15 protein-coding genes are annotated in these 16,659 nt (G+C 37.2%); 12 read left to right on the plus strand and 3 right to left on the minus strand.

Annotation, left to right across the window (positions count from 1 at the left end; all coding sequences use genetic code 11):
* Positions 1-63: 63 nt before the first annotated feature.
* Positions 64-1,392, plus strand: a complete 1,329-nt coding sequence (locus ABES02_RS03150) for a PhoH family protein (RefSeq protein WP_430130624.1) — start codon at positions 64-66, stop codon at positions 1,390-1,392.
* A gap of 34 nt (positions 1,393-1,426) precedes the next feature.
* Here ABES02_RS03150 and ABES02_RS03155 read toward each other — a convergent pair whose 3' ends face one another.
* Positions 1,427-1,924 carry a peptidyl-prolyl cis-trans isomerase gene (locus ABES02_RS03155; protein ID WP_430130627.1) on the minus strand — a complete coding sequence of 166 codons (498 nt, stop codon included), beginning with the start codon at positions 1,922-1,924 and terminating at the stop codon, positions 1,427-1,429.
* 166 nt (positions 1,925-2,090) lie between these two features.
* On the opposite strand from ABES02_RS03155, the gene ABES02_RS03160 reads away from it, so the two are divergent.
* The 3 genes from ABES02_RS03160 to pyc all read left to right on the plus strand — a co-directional run bounded on the left by ABES02_RS03160 (position 2,091) and on the right by pyc (position 7,455).
* Entirely contained in the window at positions 2,091-2,372 is a 282-nt protein-coding gene (locus ABES02_RS03160; RefSeq protein ID WP_430130630.1) for a YlaN family protein, read from the plus strand.
* Between the two features lie 173 nt (positions 2,373-2,545).
* The gene (locus ABES02_RS03165; protein ID WP_430130633.1) at positions 2,546-3,754 is read left to right on the plus strand and encodes an FtsW/RodA/SpoVE family cell cycle protein; all 1,209 of its coding nucleotides are present in this window, start codon (positions 2,546-2,548) and stop codon (positions 3,752-3,754) included.
* Between the two features lie 257 nt (positions 3,755-4,011).
* Complete coding sequence (pyc, locus tag ABES02_RS03170; RefSeq protein ID WP_430130636.1) at positions 4,012-7,455, plus strand: pyruvate carboxylase; 3,444 nt, start codon at positions 4,012-4,014, stop codon at positions 7,453-7,455.
* Between the two features lie 37 nt (positions 7,456-7,492).
* On the opposite strand, the gene ABES02_RS03175 is transcribed toward pyc, so the two are convergent.
* Positions 7,493-8,401, minus strand: a complete 909-nt coding sequence (locus ABES02_RS03175) for a COX15/CtaA family protein (RefSeq protein WP_430130639.1) — start codon at positions 8,399-8,401, stop codon at positions 7,493-7,495.
* A gap of 487 nt (positions 8,402-8,888) precedes the next feature.
* Here ABES02_RS03175 and cyoE point away from each other — a divergent pair, with 487 nt between their 5' ends.
* The 7 genes from cyoE to ABES02_RS03210 all read left to right on the plus strand — a co-directional run bounded on the left by cyoE (position 8,889) and on the right by ABES02_RS03210 (position 15,494).
* Complete coding sequence (gene cyoE / locus ABES02_RS03180) at positions 8,889-9,827, plus strand: heme o synthase (RefSeq protein WP_430130642.1); 939 nt, start codon at positions 8,889-8,891, stop codon at positions 9,825-9,827.
* A 126-nt stretch (positions 9,828-9,953) separates the two neighbouring features.
* Positions 9,954-11,012, plus strand: coding sequence for a cytochrome c oxidase subunit II (gene coxB, locus ABES02_RS03185; RefSeq protein ID WP_430130645.1), 1,059 nt, complete (start codon positions 9,954-9,956; stop codon positions 11,010-11,012).
* A gap of 31 nt (positions 11,013-11,043) precedes the next feature.
* A complete protein-coding gene (gene ctaD, locus ABES02_RS03190; RefSeq protein WP_430130648.1) occupies positions 11,044-12,915 on the plus strand; it encodes a cytochrome c oxidase subunit I in 1,872 nt (623 codons plus the stop codon).
* A complete protein-coding gene (locus ABES02_RS03195; RefSeq protein WP_430130651.1) occupies positions 12,915-13,541 on the plus strand; it encodes a cytochrome (ubi)quinol oxidase subunit III in 627 nt (208 codons plus the stop codon). The genes ctaD and ABES02_RS03195 overlap by 1 nt, the downstream gene beginning before the upstream one ends.
* A gap of 4 nt (positions 13,542-13,545) precedes the next feature.
* On the plus strand, positions 13,546-13,881 hold the full coding sequence (gene ctaF, locus ABES02_RS03200) for a cytochrome c oxidase subunit IVB (RefSeq protein WP_430130654.1): 336 nt from the start codon (positions 13,546-13,548) through the stop codon (positions 13,879-13,881).
* A gap of 131 nt (positions 13,882-14,012) precedes the next feature.
* On the plus strand, positions 14,013-14,918 hold the full coding sequence (ctaG, locus tag ABES02_RS03205; RefSeq protein ID WP_430130656.1) for a cytochrome c oxidase assembly factor CtaG: 906 nt from the start codon (positions 14,013-14,015) through the stop codon (positions 14,916-14,918).
* A 111-nt stretch (positions 14,919-15,029) separates the two neighbouring features.
* The gene (locus ABES02_RS03210) at positions 15,030-15,494 is read left to right on the plus strand and encodes a DUF420 domain-containing protein (protein WP_430130659.1); all 465 of its coding nucleotides are present in this window, start codon (positions 15,030-15,032) and stop codon (positions 15,492-15,494) included.
* A 38-nt stretch (positions 15,495-15,532) separates the two neighbouring features.
* Here ABES02_RS03210 and ABES02_RS03215 read toward each other — a convergent pair whose 3' ends face one another.
* Positions 15,533-15,892: a YugN family protein gene (locus ABES02_RS03215; protein ID WP_430130662.1), complete on the minus strand. Its 360-nt coding sequence runs from the start codon at positions 15,890-15,892 to the stop codon at positions 15,533-15,535.
* Positions 15,893-16,078: 186 nt separating this feature from the next.
* Between ABES02_RS03215 and ABES02_RS03220 the strand changes: the two genes are divergently transcribed.
* Positions 16,079-16,513, plus strand: a complete 435-nt coding sequence (locus tag ABES02_RS03220; RefSeq protein ID WP_430130665.1) for a CBS domain-containing protein — start codon at positions 16,079-16,081, stop codon at positions 16,511-16,513.
* Positions 16,514-16,659 lie beyond the last annotated feature (146 nt).

Below are 16,659 nucleotides of genomic sequence, written 5' to 3' on the forward strand. Positions count from 1 at the left end.
TAGCAAAAGGTTTGTTTAATCTTTAAAAACAAGCCTTACAACAAGTGAAGCGGAGGCGTCGCTTTGAGTAAAATATACGTGTTAGATACAAATGTCTTGTTGCAAGACCCGTATTCCATTTTTTCCTTTGAAGACAATGAAGTTGTTATTCCTGCAGTTGTTCTCGAAGAAGTGGACTCAAAGAAAAGGTACATGGATGAGGTCGGGAGAAATGCAAGGCATGTATCAAGATTAATTGATGGTCTTCGGGCCTCAGGCAAGCTACATGAAAAGATTCCACTCGAAAATGGCGGGACAATTCGAATAGAACTTAATCATCGTACATTTCATGAGCTTCAAGACATTTTTATTGAAAAAACGAATGATAACCGCATCCTAGCGGTAGCAAAAAATTTATTCCTAGAGGAGCAAACGAAGGAAAATGGGAAACCGGTCATCCTTGTTAGTAAGGATGCTCTAGTAAGGGTTAAAGCAGATGCAATTGGATTAGATGCGGAGGACTTTTTAAATGATCGTGTTGTTGAAATCGATCATATATATACTGGATTTTATGAGGTGTTTATACCAATTGAATTACTCGGCCGCTATTATGAAAAAGGGGAATTAATCCTATCCGAAATAGTAAATCATCCCTTTTATCCAAATCAATTTCTCATTATGAAAGATGCAAATGGAAGTTCCGCTTCTGCAATCGGAATGGTTGATAAAACCAGCAAAAAAGTAAAGAAATTGGTCTTAAATCAAGAACATGTTTGGGGGATTCATCCGAGGAATGTTCAGCAAACGATGGCGATTGAATTATTGCTGCGAAAGGATATTCCGCTTGTCACTTTAATCGGAAAAGCAGGAACAGGTAAAACCCTGTTAGCCTTGGCAGCTGGTTTAATGCAGACTGAAGATTTCCGGGAATATAAAAAGCTCTTAGTTGCTAGACCAATCGTACCAGTCGGAAAAGATTTAGGTTTTTTGCCAGGTGAAAAACAAGAAAAGCTCAGGCCATGGATGCAGCCCATTTACGATAATCTGGAATATCTATTTAATACAAAAAAACCTGGTGAACTTGATGCTATATTAGCTGGAATGGGCTCGATTGAGGTGGAGGCGTTAACATATATTCGCGGAAGAAGTTTACCAAAACAGTTTATTATCATTGATGAAGCACAAAATCTAACAAAGCACGAAGTAAAAACCATTTTAACCCGTGTAGGGGAAGGAAGTAAAATTGTGTTAATGGGTGACCCGGAACAAATCGATCATCCCTATCTGGATGCCTATAATAATGGCTTAACATATGTGGTAGAACGATTTAAGGATCAGGATATTTCTGGACATGTGAAACTTTTAAAAGGTGAACGGTCTGGATTAGCACGCTTAGCAGCAGATTTACTATAAAAAAGATAACGGGCGCCCAAGGGCACCCGTTTTATTATTTCACCAAAAAGCCTATAACATTTTTTATTGGATTTAACTGATTTGTTCCGTCACCAAAATAAATATGTACTGGTCCATCTGATGATAATGGTTTACCATTTTGTGAGAAACCTAAGATAAGATCATACGCTTTTTCTATAGGAACCTCATAATTCTTATTTACACACTTGACGACTAAGAAGCGTGAATCATCAGCGGGTTCAGCATTTTTCAAAAATGGTTGAAAAGGAATTCCAAAAGTGCCGGTCATTACCTTTTCTTTTTCAAATTTTTTTTCGCTTTTTAATGTTGGTGGATAAATTGCCCCTTCCATAATTTCACGATCCCAGTGTTTTGAAACAGCTTTTGTATATTCCTCAAGTGAATCAATCTTCTCTTTATCAGTTGAAAAATAAGTAGTTAAATCAATTCGACGGTCGTCGAAAATCCAGACACCCGGATCAAGAGTAATGGTATATTTTACACTCCCTGAAATGATAAGGATATTTTCCATGTTCTTACCCCCTATAGTTAACATTATTAAGTATAGCCTTTTTTCAAAAGATTGTCATAATCCGAATGCTTGGTGTCCTAAACCTTATTGTTCTTGCAATTTTCGATAGTTAAAGGTAAAATTTATAGATAAGTTGAATAATCGCTCTGAAATGGGGGGATCAATGTTGGCGTCTGAAATGATCGTGAATCACCAGGAAAAAGCTTTAGCTTTATTACAGGCTGACGCTGAAAAAATATTAAAGCTAATCAAAGTGCAAATGGACAATCTCACGATGCCTCAATGCCCTCTTTATGAAGAGGTGTTGGATACACAAATGTTCGGCCTTTCAAGAGAAATAGACTTTGCTGTAAGATTAGGCTTAATAGATAGTAAAGATGGAAAAGAGATACTAGATAAATTAGAAAGAGAATTATCTGCTTTGCATGACGCATCCTTAAGAAAATAAGAACATAAACTCAAACAATGAAGTCGAGTTGTTTGGGTTTTTTATTAATAGTACAATTCTGAATATTCATGATTAAAAAAATACTTCAACAGTAACATTTCCTCAAGTAATGAAATGCATAATCCATTATAATAGAATGTAGAAATTTAATTTTGAAAATGAGGAAATAAAAAATGGTTAAAAAAATATTAAAATCCTATGATTTTACTTTAATAATTGCCATCATCCTTTTATGTGCTTTTGGACTGGTAATGATTTATAGTGCCAGTATGGCTTATGCTGTTCAAAGGTATGAAGTGGCAAGTGATTTTTTCTATCAAAGGCAAAAAACTTTTTTACTAGTTTTTGCTGTAATCTTTTTGATTACAGCTATTGTTCCTTATAAAATGATGCAGTTTACCAAATGGTTTCAAGTACCAATGGTATTTGCCTCTATTATTACGCTCCTTGGTTTATTTGTTTTTGGACAAACCAAAAACAATGCGCAAAGCTGGTATCAAATTGGAACCTTTTTATTCCAACCCGCTGAGTTTGTTAAGCTTGCTGTGATTATTTATTTAGCATCAGTTTATGCAAAAAAGCAAGACTATATCAATCAATTTAACAAAGGTGTCCTACCACCACTGGTATATCTGGTTATCGTATGCGGCCTTATTGTTATTCAACCAGACTTTGGTACGGCATTTATCATTGCTCTCATTGCAACTACAATCATTTTATCATCTGGGATGAATTTCAAAAGTATCGGAAAGTTACTCATATCGGCTCTTATCATTCTGATTCCGCTTGTATTAGTGCTATGGGGAACTGGAAAGTTATTTTCAGAAGAACAAATGAGCCGTATTCACGTTTTAAAAAATCCCTTTGCTGATGCTCAGGATGCTGGTTTTCATTTAGCAAACTCATTCATAGCCATTGGTTCTGGGGGTGTAAATGGACTGGGGCTAGGTAAAAGTATTCAAAAGCTCGGCTATTTGCCTGAATCACATACGGACTTTATTATGGCTATTATTGCAGAAGAATTAGGAGTATGGGGAGTCGGTTTTGTATTAATCTTGCTTGCCTATGTTGTATTAAGGGGAATTTATATTGGTGTTCAATGTAAAGATCCTTTTGGAAGTTTACTTGCAATTGGAATATCAAGCATGATTGGAATTCAGTCCTTTATTAATTTAGCTGGTGTATCGGGGATTATTCCGCTAACGGGTGTACCGCTGCCATATATTAGTTATGGTGGTTCATCCTTGTTAATGCTTGCCGCAGCAACCGGAATCCTTGTTAATGTATCCATGTTTGTTAAATATGAAAAAAAATATAAACATAAACAAGAACAACCAAACAAAAAAATGCAAAATCGTGATGGTAAGGTTTTTTATATTTAGCTGTGGTAAAGGTAAATGTCTATTTTGTAACTATGATGATTGGAGTGGAGGGCACTCGACTCCTGCGGGATAGAGAGGTCACTGGAGACCTCACAGGCGCCAAAGCGCTGAGGAGGCTCCAGTACCTCCCCGCGGAAAGCGAGTGCCTTGAGCGGAAATCAACAACCAAATTTAACATTGCAATATTTAAATAAAACGCGGGGGTCATATTTGCTCCTCGCGTTTTTTAAAAATACATAGATTATGAGGTGCTCTAAGTGACTAGACAGATTAATAAAGTATTGGTTGCCAATCGAGGAGAGATAGCGATAAGGGTTTTTCGCGCTTGTACTGAACTGAATATTCGGACTGTTGCGATTTATTCCAAAGAAGATTCAGGGGCTTTTCATCGTTATAAGGCAGATGAAGCCTATTTAGTTGGGGAAGGGAAAAAACCAATTGAAGCCTATTTGGATATTAATGCAATAATTGCTATTGCTAAAAAAAGCGGTGCTAACGCTATCCATCCGGGTTATGGTTTTTTGTCTGAAAACATTCATTTTGCTAAGCGGTGTGAAGAGGAGGGGATTATTTTTATTGGCCCGTCCTCGAAACACCTTGATATGTTTGGTGATAAGGTAAAAGCAAGAAAGCAGGCAGAACTTGCAGAAATCCCCGTTATTCCTGGAAGTGATGGCCCGATAATTGGGCTTAATGAGGTAGAGGAATTTGCAGATAGGCATGGCTACCCAATCATTATTAAAGCCTCGCTTGGCGGTGGTGGCCGTGGCATGAGAATCGTTAGGAACCATGATGAAGTCAAGGAAGCTTATAACCGTGCAAAATCGGAGGCTAAAGCAGCTTTTGGAAATGACGAAGTTTATGTGGAAAAGTTAATTGAGAAACCCAAGCATATAGAAGTGCAAATTATTGGGGATAAACATGGAAATATCGTCCATCTATTTGATAGGGATTGTTCGGTGCAAAGACGCCATCAAAAAGTTGTTGAAGTCGCCCCAAGCGTTTCTATTTCAAATGAACTAAGAAATAAGATTTGTAACGCAGCAGTAAAATTAATGGAAAATGTTTCCTATCTTAATGCTGGTACTGTTGAATTTCTTGTTGCAGGAAATGACTTCTATTTTATTGAAGTAAACCCTCGCGTCCAAGTTGAACACACCGTTACTGAAATGGTAACCGGTATTGATATCGTACAGACGCAAGTTTTAGTTTCGGAGGGTCATGACTTGCATGGGCCGATTATTGGGATTCCTGAACAGGATAAAATCCAGTTAAATGGATTCGCCATTCAGTCACGTGTTACAACAGAGGACCCGCTAAATAATTTTATGCCTGATACAGGTAAGATAATGGCCTATCGCTCAGGAGGCGGTTTTGGAGTACGGCTTGATGCAGGAAATGGCTTTCAAGGTGCGGTCATTACTCCTTATTATGATTCATTACTCGTAAAGCTTTCAACATGGGCATTAACGTTTGAACAGGCTGCTTCCAAAATGGTTAGAAATCTGCAGGAATTTAGAATAAGAGGAATTAAAACGAATATTCCTTTTTTAGAAAATGTCGTCAAACATGAGAAGTTCCGAAATGGCGAATATGATACATCTTTTATTGACACGACTCCTGAGCTGTTTATTTTCCCAGTTCGTAAAGACCGTGGCACCAAAATGTTAAGCTATATCGGAACAGTTACTGTAAATGGATTTCCAGGAATTGAGAAAAAGAAAAGACCTGTTTTTTCGAAGCCAAGAATACCAGCATTACCATTTGACCTTTCATACCAGTCAGGTACAAAGCAAATATTAGATCAGAATGGTGCTGAGGGCCTTATTAAGTGGGTTAAGAGTCAAAAACAGGTATTATTAACAGATACAACCTTTAGAGATGCTCATCAATCATTATTAGCGACAAGAATGAGAACGACAGATCTGGTACACATAGCAGAACCTGCAGCAAAACTATTACCAGAATTATTTTCATTCGAAATGTGGGGCGGTGCCACGTTTGATGTGGCTTATCGTTTCCTAAAAGAGGACCCATGGGACCGATTATTAACGCTTCGGGACAAAATTCCTAACGTATTGTTTCAAATGTTGATTCGTGGTGCAAATGCAGTCGGATATAAAAATTATCCTGATAACCTAATTAGAGAATTTGTTCAACAATCAGCTTCAGCTGGAATCGATGTTTTCCGGATTTTTGACAGCCTAAACTGGCTTAAAGGGATGGAAACAGCCATTGATGCTGTTAGACAAACAGGAAAAATTGCTGAGGCTTCTATTTGCTACACAGGGGATATTTTAGACACAACAAGAACGAAATATAATCTAACATATTATAAAACATTAGCAAAAGAACTGGAGCAGCAAGGGGCTCATATATTAGGAATAAAGGATATGGCGGGTTTGTTAAAGCCGGAAGCTGCCTACAGATTAGTGTCTGAATTAAAAGAAACTGTCGATATCCCTATTCATCTTCATACTCACGATACTAGCGGAAATGGAATTTTCACCTATTCCCGGGCCATTGCTGGAGGTGTTGACATTATTGATACAGCTTTAAGTACAATGGCAGGATTAACTTCACAGCCAAGTGCTAATTCCTTATATTACGCTCTGGAAGGGACAGAAAGAAAACCCGCCGTTAATATTGCGTCACTTGAAAAGTTATCTTATTACTGGGAGGATGTACGCAAATATTATCAAGATTTTGAAAGTGGTATATTGTCACCTCATTCCGAGATTTATCAGCATGAGATGCCAGGGGGACAGTATAGCAATCTTCAACAGCAGGCAAAAGCAGTTGGGCTGGGTGAACATTGGGATGAAGTAAAAGAGATGTATGCGCGGGTAAATAAAATGTTTGGTGACATTGTTAAGGTTACTCCATCTTCTAAAGTAGTCGGTGATATGGCGCTATTCATGGTTCAAAATGAATTAACGGAAGAAGATGTTTTACAAAAAGGACAGTCGCTTGATTTTCCTGATTCAGTAATTGAATTATTCGAAGGTTCCCTTGGACAGCCGCACGGTGGTTTTCCAGAAGACCTTCAAAAAGTGATTTTAAAAGGCAGAAAACCTTTAGAAGTCCGACCGGGTGAGTTGCTTGAAGCAGTCGATTTTGATCAACTCAAAAAAGAACTTTTTGAAGAATTAGGAAGACAAGTAACGACATTTGAGATTATTTCCTATGCATTATATCCAAAAGTATTTATGGAATTTATGAAAACAGTTGATCAATTCGGTGATATTTCCGTACTTGATACCCCCACATTCTTATATGGAATGCGCTTAGGTGAAGAAATTGAAGTGGAAATCGAAACAGGAAAAACGCTCATTGTCAAGCTTGTCTCCATCGGTCAGCCACAAGCAGATGGAACAAGAATTGTATATTTTGAATTAAATGGCCAGCCGCGTGAAGTGGTTATTAAAGATGAAAATATTAAAGCCACCGTAATATCGCGGTTAAAAGCTGACCCGAAAAATGAACAACATCTCTCAGCATCCATGCCAGGAACGGTTATTAAGGTTCTTGTTGAAAAGGGTGAAAGGGTTGAACGTGGCGATCATTTAATGATTACGGAAGCGATGAAAATGGAAACGACGGTTCAAGCTCCTTTTTCAGGAATTGTAAAAGATATTTATGTAACGAGTGGCGCTGCGATTCAAACAGGCGATTTGTTACTAGAAGTAGATAAAGCATAAATTAAAAAGTTGTCGGGAATTTTCCCGACAACTTTTTTTATGGATGGTTCCTTCTTGATCTTGAATATAAAAGAAGAAAATAACTTAATACCCCGAATAAACAAGTAATAAAGAAGGCATGTAGGAGCGCAATATAAAGATTTAAGCGGCTAAAAATGATTAAAGCACCTGCAGTCACTTGTAAACAAACGAGTATAAAGGAAATGATCCATCCCCAATAAAGAACTTTTTGATCCTTGTAATGACGGATAGCCAGATAGGTAATATAGGCGATCCAGATAAAGATTAATCCTGCAGCAGCTCTATGTCCCATTTGCACCCATTCGTACATATTACTTGGAAATGCCGGTGCGTCGTTTAGACATAAAGGCCAATCCCGACAAATAAGACTTGATTTTGTGTGGCGTACAAGGGCCCCAGAATAAATAACAAGGTAACTGTAAATGGAAACACCAACAATATGAAAGCCCATTCTCTTATCGATTATTAGTTTTTCTGCTTCAAACTTTTTATCAACTTCAAAAATAAGTAACGTCAACAAAAATACTGATGAAAACGAGATAAGAGAAATTCCAAAATGCAATGCAAGGACAAAATCAGATTGTCCCCATTTCACTGCTGCAGCACCAATTAACCCCTGCAGAAGTAAAAAGAAGAAAGAGAGAAAAGAAAGAAATTTAGTTTCTCGAACATGGCCAATTGCTTTCCATGACCAGATAGATAATACTAACACCATGATTCCACCGATACCTGAGACGAGGCGGTGAGCAAGTTCAATCATTAATTCAGGTGTTATATCTAGTGGTAGAAATTTCCCGTGACATAATGGCCAGGATCGACCACATCCCATCCCAGAGCCAGTTTTTGTTACTAGTGCTCCTCCAATTAATATAAAAATCATTCCGATTGTAGTGGCAACAGCCAACCACTTCAAAGAGCGTCGCAAAAAATTCACCTCTTAAAAAAGTTCAATCATTTGTCAAAATATTCCCTTGACAGTATAATGAGTGAAAAAAAGTAGAAAGATTAAAAGTACATATCCCATCATAACGAATAAACAAGAAAAAGAACAGAATTTAAGTCAAGATTTTTTAAGGGAAATTTTTATTTAATTTCACTTAATCAATAATTTTTATTTTACACTATTATTATAGTGAAAAACGTTGAAACTCGGTTTTCAGTCTGTTAAAACTATAATTGGAGCATTTAAAAATACATATTATTTAGTAACTAGATTTTCAAAAATGCAGTATAATAAGTAGTAAATAGGCGTTGTCACAATTTAGTCAAAAATTATTCAAAAAAAATTCACAAAAATATCGCAAAGTGTGATTTAATATACAGAGAAAGTGATGTTAAAATCACGGCTTTTTATTATTTAATTTCAAAAAAATGTTTGAAGATTGGTTTATTAAGGATTAGGAGGAAAAAATATGTCCAACTCAAAGGCTTATGGAGATACAACCATTAATACTGGTTCTTCAAGCCTTCATTCTGATACAGAAAAAACTTCCGTTTGGAAAGATTTTATGGCACTAATCAAAATTGGAATTGTGAATTCTAACCTTATAACAACCTTTACAGGATTATGGTTAGCACTTCATTTTTCAGGCCAAAGCTTTCTGAATAATCTAGATATCGTGTTTTTCACAGTTGCTGGTTCCTCCCTAATAATTGCTGGTTCATGCGCGATTAATAATTATGTTGATCGGGATATTGACCATTTAATGGACAGGACGAAAGCAAGACCTACAGTAACAGGGAAAGTACTTCCGGTAAAAGTTCTTGTGTTGGGTATTTTACTTATTGGGTTGGGAACACTGTTTTTATTCTTTACTACCATGACTGCAACAGTAATTGGACTGCTTGGAGTTTTTAGTTATGTTTTCCTCTATACCTTGTGGTCAAAGCGACAGTTAGTATCGAACACAATAATTGGCAGTATTTCTGGTGCGGTTCCTCCGCTAATTGGCTGGGCTGCAGTTGATGGTAACCTGGATATAATGGCCTGGGCATTGTTTGTCCTCATGTTTGTTTGGCAGCCCCCTCACTTTTACGCACTTGCGATGAGAAGAGTTGAGGAGTACAGAGCAGCTGGTATTCCAATGCTTCCTGTGGTAAAAGGATTTAAAACCACAAAAATACACATTCTAATTTGGATAGCGCTCTTATTGCCAATCCCATTTTTTCTAACTAAGTTAGGAATCCCATTTCTAATTCTAGCTACCATTTTAAATATTGGCTGGCTTGTCTTAGGGATTTATGGATATAAGATCAAAGATGACATAAAGTGGGCAAAACTAATGTTTGTTTATTCACTGCAATATTTAACTATTATTTTTGTAGCGATGGTTATAGTTACATTAATTTAGTTTTGCAAATTGATTCTCTCCGGTTGTTAAGCAATTATTGTTACAATGGAGGAATCGTCCTACATACTTCTTTGGTCAACATAAAATTTTAAGAATTTATAAGCGAAAGAGGGGTTTGATTAAGCTATGAAAAGGCTTGCAAAATGGCGTCTGATATCGTTGTTCGCGATTTTAGCGCTTGTACTCTCCGGATGTGGTGAACCGTTCCTTTCAACGTTAAATCCAGCCGGTGAAGTTGCAAAGACACAATATGATTTGATGAAGTTGAGTACCTTGATAATGGTTGGTGTAATCATTGTCGTATTGATTATTTTCGCTTTGGTTTTTTTACGTTTTAGAAGAAAAGACGAAAAAATTCCAAAACAAGTTGAAGGAAGCCATAAATTGGAGATAATCTGGACTGCTATCCCGATTCTTTTACTTTTAATTCTGGCTGTCCCAACCGTTGCTGCTACATTTAAACTTGCTGATGTTGCACCGATGGATAAAAAGAATTCTAAAGCACTCGTCATTAATGTTCGCTCCCATTTATATTGGTGGGATTTTGAATATCCAGGACAAAAAATTGTAACAAGTCAGGAATTAGTCGTTCCTACTAATGAAAAAGTATATTTCAGCTTAAAGTCAAATGATGTAAAACACGCGTTCTGGATTCCCGCTGTCGGCGGAAAAATGGATACAAATCCCGAAAATATCAATAAGTTCTGGTTGGAATTTGATGATAAAAAAGCAAATGAAGCCGGAAATCTTTTCTATGGTAAATGTGCTGAACTTTGCGGACCATCCCATGCTTTGATGGATTTTAAAGTAAAAGCGATCAGCCGTGACAAGTTCGATGATTGGGTTTCTGCGATGCAGTCTGTTAAAGCACCGCAAAAAGCCACAACTGATTTAGCATCACAAGGACAAGACATTTTCAATAAAAGCTGTATTGGCTGTCACGCTGTAACACCTTCTAACAAAATGCCTGATACCGCTCGTGTGGCACCGAACTTAACCAATTTCGGCGACCGCTCTCGAGTTGCTGGTATTTTAGATCATAACAAAGAAGATGTGAAGAAATGGATTAAAGATCCTGAAGCGTATAAACCGGGTAATATGATGACTGGTAAATATGGAAATCTGACTGATGATCAAATTAATGCATTAGCAGAATATTTAATGGGATTAAAGGTTCAGGACTAAAAGGGGATTTGGTTGAAAGGGAGGTAAAATTGTGAGTACCTATGCTCAAAAAAAGGGATTCGGCGCAACTTTGTGGGATTTTTTAACAACTGTAGACCATAAAAAAATCGCCATCCTATATCTGATTGCAGGCGGATTATTCTTCGTGATTGGCGGAATTGAAGCGGTATTTATCCGCATCCAGCTTGCAGTGCCAAACAATGATTTCGTAAGTGCAGGTTTATTTAATGAAATTATTACCATGCACGGAACTACGATGATTTTCCTTGCAGCGATGCCGCTCGTATTTGCTTTTATGAATGCGGTTATGCCTCTGCAAATTGGAGCTCGTGACGTTGCTTTTCCATTTGTTAACGCCATTAGCTTTTGGTTATTCTTCTTTGGAGGAGTATTCCTAAACCTTTCATGGTTTTTAGGAGGCGCGCCAGATGCAGGTTGGACATCTTATGCATCACTAGCCATGGCTTCTAAGGGACATGGTGTTGACTTCTATATCTTAGGTTTGCAAATTTCTGGTTTTGGTACATTAATGGGAGGTATTAACTTCCTTGTCACCATTATTAATATGCGTGCACCTGGTATGACATATATGAGGATGCCGTTGTTTACATGGACAACATTTGTTACCTCGGCCCTAATATTATTTGCTTTCCCTCCATTAACGGTTGGTCTCGTATTAATGATGTTTGACCGTATGTTTGGGGCTCATTTCTTTGAAGCAGCAATGGGTGGTAATACTGTTATTTGGGAACATCTTTTCTGGATTTTTGGACATCCTGAAGTGTATATTCTTATACTTCCTGCTTTCGGAATTTTCTCGGAAATTATTCCAATCTTTTCAAGAAAACGTCTTTTCGGTTATTCATCGATGGTTTTCGCAACCGTGTTAATCGGTTTCTTAGGTTTCATGGTTTGGGCCCACCATATGTTTACAACTGGTTTAGGACCAGTTGCTAATGCAATCTTTGCAGTGGCAACAATGGCAATTGGTGTACCTACAGGTATCAAAATCTTTAACTGGCTTTTCACCATGTGGGGAGGAAGTGTAAAGTTTACTACACCAATGCATTGGGCCTTTGCATTTATTCCATCATTTCTTGCCGGTGGGGTGACAGGGGTAATGCTTGCCTCTGCAGCAGCGGATTATCAATACCATGATACCTATTTTGTTGTTGCACACTTCCATTACGTAATTGTTGGTGGTGTGGTATTTGCACTCTTTGCAGGTACTCATCTTTATTGGCCAAAAATGTTCGGTACAATGTTGAATGAAACATTAGGAAAAATTACCTTCTGGACTTTCTTCATTGGTTTCCATATGACATTCTTTATCCAGCACTTCTTAGGCCTTTGGGGAATGCCACGCCGTGTATTCACATACCTTCCTGGTCAAGGCTTTGAAACAGCAAACGCGGTAAGTTCACTTGGAGCAGCATTTATGTCTGTTGGTGTAATCGTTATGTTGATTAATATCATCATGACATCAGTGAAGAATGTTAAAGTGGGGAATGACCCATGGGGTGACGGAAGAACACTTGAATGGGCTATCCCATCACCACCACCTTTCTATAACTTTAAACAGCTTCCGCTTGTACGCGGTCTTGATGCATATTGGTTAGAAAAAATGGAAGGCAAAAATGGGATGACACCTGCGGAACCGCTTGGTGATATCCATATGCCTAACTCATCATTTTTACCATTTATTATGTCGTTAGGATTATTCATTGCTGCTTTTGGTGTAATGTATCATGTTGATAAGGAAGCATGGGCATTGCCAGTAATGATTTTAGGCTTACTGATTACATTTGGTGCAATGTTTACGCGTTCAGTTAAAGATGATCATGGTTTCCATATTCACAAGGAAGAGCTAATGGACGATGATGATAAGGGGGTTAAGGCATAATGCACGCTGAGGAAAAATTTACTTATGAAACATGGCCTGCTGCGCCGGAAAAATCAACCCTTGAAGCAAAAAATAAATTTTTAGGTTTTTGGTTCTTCTTAGGGGGGGAGACAGTTCTTTTTGCCTCACTCTTTGCAACCTACCTTGCATTGAAGGATAAAGTACCGAATACAAACATGCCTTTAGCAAAGGATTTGTTTGAATTACCGCTGACATTTGTAGCAACAATGCTGTTATTAACCAGCTCGTTAACAAGTGTTTACGCAATGTATCATATGAAAAACTTTGCTTTCAAAAAGATGATGCTATGGCTTGGAATTACGGCACTACTCGGCGCCGGTTTCTTAGGCCTAGAGGTTTATGAGTTTAGTAAATATGTCCATGAGGGACATAAATTTACAAGCAGTGCCTTTGGATCTGCATTCTATACGTTAGTCGGTTTCCACGGAGGTCACGTTGCTTTTGGATTGTTATGGTGTATTACGCTAATGTTGCGCAATGGAAAACGTGGTTTGAACCTTTACAACGCACCAAAGTTCTATGTATTTAGTTTATATTGGCACTTTATCGACGTTGTTTGGGTGTTTATCTTTACAGTAGTTTATTTAATGGGAATGGTGGGATAAACTGATGGCAAATCCACAATTAAATTCAGGTAACCCAAGAGTTGACATTGAATATCGCCGTAGAAAAAGTGCTGAAGAGATGAGATATCAAGTAGTTTCATTTGCTTTGATGATTTTCTTAACTCTCATTGCCTTTGCGGCCGTAGCGATTAAAGGATTTACTTCATGGTTTACTATACCATTTATTATCCTGTTAGCCGTAGTTCAAGTGATTTTCCAACTTTACTATTTCATGCATATGAGTCATAAAGGTCATGAGGCTCCATCACTATTTTTATATTCTGGTGTATTAGTTGGAGCAATTACCGTCTTAGCTTTTTCAACCATTATTTGGTGGTAAATACAAAAAAAGAAAATCGGCATTGGCCGATTTTCTTTTTTAAGAATTGGAAAGTATCCTGCTTTGCTTCCTACTTATACGAAGAGTATAATCAAGTTGTGATATTTTTAATATTATTGAGGTGATATGTGGTGCTTACTTTAGATATCTTTGGTTTTAAAGCACTTTGGAGCCCTTACTTTTTACTCATTTTAGCTGTTTTAACAGCAGGATTTTTTATCCTGACTACTAAATTCAGGTCTTTATTTCCTGATAGTGAGCCCTTAACAAAGAAACAAGGAGCATTATTTTTACTATCGATGATTCTCCTCTATGCCATCAAAGGATCTCCTATTGATTTACTGGCCCACCTTATGTTCTGGATGCACATGATTCAAATGGCTGCCCTCGTATTAATTGTTCCTGTAATCTTCATTTTCGGTGTACCGAACTGGGTTTGGAGGAAGGTTTTAAGAGTAAGAATCGTAAGTTCCTTATTTAAGTTTTTTACAAAGCCTCTCATGGCGTTAGTACTTTTCAATGGATTCTTTTCGTTTTATCATGTTCCATTAATATTTGACCATGTCATGCAAAATATTTGGTTACACGCAGGCTATTCTGTCTTGTTATTTACTGTCGCTATCTTCATGTGGTGGCCATTGATTAACCCGCTACCCGAGCATCAGACATTAAGCGGCATAAAAAAGGTCGGTTATATATTTGCTGATGGGATTTTATTAACACCTGCTTGTGCTCTAATCATTTTCGCTGATAATCCTATCTATGCAACATATTCAGATCCTCACGTATGGGGACAAGTAATGAGTTTGTGTGTGGGAACGGCCAATTTTGACAGTTTGAATTTAAGTGGACCAGAGCTGTTCAGTTCGATGTCAATAATTGATGACCAGCGGCTGGGTGGTGTTATTATGAAAATTATCCAAGAAGTCATATATGGTGTGATGCTTGGTCATGTTTTCTTTGATTGGTACCGAAAAGACCAAGCGGAATCTGAACGGGAAATGAAGCAATCTCTGAATCCATCGTTGATTAAATAATCTCCCATAAACAATGGGAGATTTTTTTTGCAGAAGGTTATCAATCATTGAAAAAATTGGGGAATTACACTACTATTATTATAGAATAATGTAAAAAGAGAGGACTAGTTAATGATCTCCTTACCGATATTACCAACGATAAGTACTTCATTTATTGTTTTAAGTGGAATTACTGTTGCAATTGGCTGGTGGCAAATTAAGCAAAAAAATATTGAAGCACACAAAAAGACAATGACATTGGCAAGCATTTTTGCTCTAATTTTCTTTATTATTTATGCTTCTAGGACCATTTTTATAGGAAATACTTCGTTTGGTGGACCTGATGATATTAAAATTTATTACACAATCTTTTTAGTGTTTCATATTACTCTGGCTACAATTGGTGCGGTTTTAGGTGCCTTCTCACTTACTACAGGGTATAAGAATAACCTAAAACTACATCGCAAGCTAGGCCCAATCACCAGTATTGTTTGGTTCTTTACTTCCATTACTGGTGTAGCGGTCTATTTGTTACTTTATGTATTCTACCAAGGCGGACAAACGACATCGATGATTAAAGCAATTCTTGGATTTTAAAAAAGAAAGGCGCATGACCGCTCATGCGCCTTTCTTTTTTATTCTGCGAACTTACTTACTTCGTTCTTTACTTCATCGAGAATTTTTTTACATTGGGTCACAAGGGAAGCTGGGAAGTTTTCACCCTCGCCATATTCAACACCGTGAGGATAATAATGCTTTCCTAATAATGGTGTCATTAATTGAATAGTGGCTTTAAAGGTATCGACATCACCTTCAGTCGCATAGCCTTGAACACGAAGGTAAAATACCCCTTCCTTCATTTCGAACTTGCGGTCATATGTAACTCGATCGTAGTCCCATTGGCCGGCACGAATTAAACCGTGATTATGCATTACTTCATCCAAACGGTTTATTTCAGCCTTTAATTTCTCAATTCCAGTATTCTCGAATTTCACAATAAATCCCTCCTAAAAACAATGCCATGCCCCTAAAGATCATTACTTGGAATTATAGCAAGTTTAATTCATTTTTAATAATAGATGAAAATGCTACAACTTGCAATGGATACATTCAGTGAATAAATCATTCTCAGTTGGAAAACCTAAATTATGTTCCGAGCAAAAAAACATGGGGGCGAAGTAATGGAAAAAATCCGTGATATTATGACAGATGAGATTGAATGCTGCACATTATTAGATAATATCTTTGAAGTAGCTGTAAAGATGAAAGAACTAAATGTAGGTGCTATTCCAATTGTGGATCAGGAAAAACTTGTCGGTATGATTACAGACCGTGATATTGTTATTCGTGGAGTGGCAGAAAAACATCCTGGCTCAACCAAGGTTGAAGATATAATGAGTAACCAACTCATTACGGTTTCTCCAGAAACAGCAAGCAATGAGGCGGCAAAGCTAATGGCGGAGCATCAAATTCGCAGGCTTCCTGTTGTAGAGGATGGTAAGCTAATAGGAATTGTCTCATTAGGAGATTTTGCTATTCGTGAATTAACCGATGACCAAGCAAAGGAAGCACTTACCCAAATTTCTGAGCAGAACTATAATGGAGTTCAACATTAGAAATATTATTTTGATAATAGGATTTAAACTATAAAACAGGTGCAAATGCACCTGTTTTATTTAATTAATGATGCATTTATCAGACATATTTGATAATAACTATTACTAATCAAGTTAATGATGATATAATTATTTTATCTATACAT

The sequence above is a fragment of the Neobacillus pocheonensis genome, from assembly GCF_050477905.1.
Taxonomy (GTDB): Bacteria; Bacillota; Bacilli; order Bacillales; family Cytobacillaceae; genus Neobacillus; species Neobacillus pocheonensis_A.